This is a genomic window from Kitasatospora sp. NPDC057512 (assembly GCF_042802135.1).
Lineage (GTDB): Bacteria > Actinomycetota > Actinomycetes > Streptomycetales > Streptomycetaceae > Kitasatospora.
The window spans coordinates 1-1,729 of the sequence record NZ_JBHVET010001144.1 but is presented as its reverse complement, the minus strand read 5'-3'; the positions used below and the strand labels follow the sequence as shown (position 1 = coordinate 1,729).

Annotated in this window: 2 protein-coding genes; one reads left to right on the top strand and one right to left on the bottom strand. The window is 76.2% G+C overall.

The annotated features are described in order from the left end of the window. Positions 1 to 112 precede the first annotated feature (112 nt). Positions 113 to 685 (bottom strand): helix-turn-helix domain-containing protein, encoded by a 573-nt coding sequence (locus ACFU6K_RS38415; protein ID WP_380671220.1) that lies wholly within the window; start codon positions 683 to 685, stop codon positions 113 to 115. Between the two features lie 153 nt (positions 686 to 838). On the opposite strand from ACFU6K_RS38415, the gene ACFU6K_RS38410 reads away from it, so the two are divergent. Continuing rightward, entirely contained in the window at positions 839 to 1,690 is an 852-nt protein-coding gene (locus ACFU6K_RS38410) for an EamA family transporter (protein ID WP_380671218.1), read from the top strand. The last annotated feature ends 39 nt before the right edge of the window (positions 1,691 to 1,729 follow it).

The following is a 1,729-nucleotide window of genomic DNA, read 5'->3' as shown; positions in this document are numbered from 1 at the left end:
TCCCCGGACTCGGGGAGGCGCCGTTCGGCGTGTTCGCGCGGCTCCGGAAGGCGCCGTTCGGCGTGTTCGCGCGGCTCGTCGGCCGGCGCGACCCAGGACGGCTCGGTGCGGCTCAGCGCGGCGGCGGAACCGACACCACCATGGTCAGCCGCAGCTCCCGCTCCCCCGCGTTGCGGTAGACGTGGGCGTACGAGGCGTCGAAGGAGACCGTGCTGCCGGCCGGCACCGCGTGCTCGCGCTCGCCGTGCACCAGGGTCAGCTCGCCCTCGTCGACCCGGAGGATCTCCACCGTCCCGGCCGGGTGCGGCTCGGAGGAGTACTCCTCGCCCGGCGCCATCCGCCAGCCCCACAGCTCCAGCGGCCCGGGCGCCTCGATCCCGTGCAGCAGCGTGCCGGCCCCTCCGGACGAGCCGGTCCAGAGCGGGACGGCCTGCTCGCCCGGGACGATCCGGACATCCGGGCCCTCCTCGTAGTCGAGCAGCGTGGCGATCGAGACGCCGAGCGCGTCGCCGAGCCGGACCACGGTGGCCACGCTCGGGTTGGTGCGCCCCTGCTCGATCTGGACGATCATGCCGCGGCTCACCCCGGAGCGGGCGGCGAGGGCGTCCAGGGTGTGGCCGCGCTCGGTGCGCAGCCGCTTGACGTTGCGGGCGAGTGCCCGGGAGACGAGGTCGGGGTCCGGCACGCGGGCAGTCCTCCGGTGTCCACAGTACGAGACTGTACAAAATAGTGTTCGGCAGAGTTCAGTTCACTGCACTACGCTGCGGATTCCGACAACGAGTCCATCCGACTGTACTTCGGAGTGCATTGTGCTGTCCTCAACCCTCGGGGGCCTCCGGTGACCGTTCTGCTCGCCCTCTCCGCCAGCCTGCTCACCGGTCTGGCCGACTTCGGCGGCGGCGTCCTCACCCGCCGCCTGCCCGCGCTCGCCGTCGTGGTCGCCTCCCAGGCCGCGGCCGCCGTCGTCCTCCTGCTCGCCGTCCTGGCCACCGGCGGCTGGACCGAGGCCTCCCCCGCGCTCTGGTACGCCGTCGCCGCCGGGGTGATCGGCCCGTTCGCGATGCTCGCCTTCTACCGGGCGCTCGCGCTCGGCCCGATGGGCGTGGTGTCCCCGCTGGCCACCGTCGGCGTCGTGGTGCCGGTCGGCGTCGGGCTCGCGCTCGGCGAGCGGCCCGGCCTCGGCCAGGCGGCCGGCATCGCGGTGGCCGTGGCCGGCGTGGTGCTGGCCGGCGGCCCCGAACGCGGCGGGCCGGCCGCCGCCCGCACGGCCCTGCTGCTCACGCTGGGCGCCGCGTTCGGCTTCGGCGCCACCATGGCCCTGGTCTCGCACGCCTCGGCCGGCGGCGGGCTGCTGCTCGTGCTCTGCGTCCAGCGGCTCGTCAACATCGCCGTCGGCGGCGCCGCGCTGCTGCTCGGCCCGCGCGGCACCGGCGCCCCCGGGCCGCTGCCCGGGCTGCGCTCCCGGCTGCCCCTGCTCACCGGCATCGGACTGGCCGACGTCGCCGGCAACGCCACGTACGCGATGGCCTCGCACGGCGGCTCGGCCGCGACGGCCGCCGTGCTCGCCTCGCTCTACCCGGTGGTCACCGCGCTGCTGGCGCGCGGACTGCTGAAGGAGCGGCTGCGCCCGGTCCAGGTGGTCGGCGCCGGGCTCGCCGTCGCGGGCACGCTGCTGCTCGCGGCCGCGTGAGGCCGGGCCGGTCGGCCCGGCCTCGGGCCGGCCTCGGGC